We start from the raw sequence: 894 nt of genomic DNA on the forward strand, positions 1-894 counted from the left end.
TAAATGTCCATATTACCTTAACAAACTTAACTCAATGTCTGCTGAAGAAAAGCTACGTTATGAAGCTAATCCCCATGACTTTAAGCTGCACTACATCTATAGAGAGTTTAATATTGATTTTGAACCTCTTGCAAAGAAAGCCTCGCAGCCCAATACTGTGAATTTATCAAGATTATCTGTTTCTCCTCACATTCTTGGTCTTATCCTTACCTACTACGTAAACTTCGGTATGTCTTCAAGGCAGACTGCTGCATTGATGCGTGAAGTCCATGGTGTAAGTGTTTCCCACCAATCGGTACTAAACTACGCAGATGCTGTTGCCCGTAATATTAAGCCTTTTATCGACAACTACAAGTATAGCCCGTCTGGCTCCATCTGTGGCGACGAGACGTATATCAAGGTTAATGGTAAATGGCATTATGTGTTCTTCATCTTTGATGCGGTAAAAAAGATTATTCTCTCTTATCCGGTATCTCCTAATCGAGATACTGTTACTGCTATCAAGGCATTGGACGATACCCTATCCAAATTTGAAAACATACCTGATGATCTTACTCTAATCTTTGATGGTAACCCCATCTATATACTAGCTCAGCATTACTTCGCCCAATACGGTATTCACTTTGATATCAAGCAGGTTATCGGCCTTTCTAATGATGATCCTGTCTCTGAGGAATACCGCCCTCTCAAACAAATTATTGAGAGACTCAACCGCACCTTCAAACGTGATTACAGGCCTACCAATGGTTTCAATAGTTTTGATGGTTCTGTGTCGTTCTTAACCCTATTTGTTGCCTATTTTAATTTTCTAAGGCCACACTCAACATTGGAAGGTAAAGTTCCAGTAGTATTGGAAGAACTATCTGCACTTCCCAATATGCCTGCCAGATGGCA

1 protein-coding gene is annotated in these 894 nt (G+C 40.0%); it reads left to right on the forward strand.

Features of this window, described 5'->3' with window-relative positions; all coding sequences use genetic code 11:
• Window positions 1-34: 34 nt before the first annotated feature.
• A partial coding sequence (locus CIB29_RS18300) for a DDE-type integrase/transposase/recombinase (protein ID WP_198543983.1) occupies window positions 35-894 on the forward strand: 860 nt, incomplete at its 3' end.

This window comes from Petroclostridium xylanilyticum, from assembly GCF_002252565.1.
In the GTDB taxonomy this organism is placed as follows: Bacteria; Bacillota; Clostridia; order SK-Y3; family SK-Y3; genus Petroclostridium; species Petroclostridium xylanilyticum.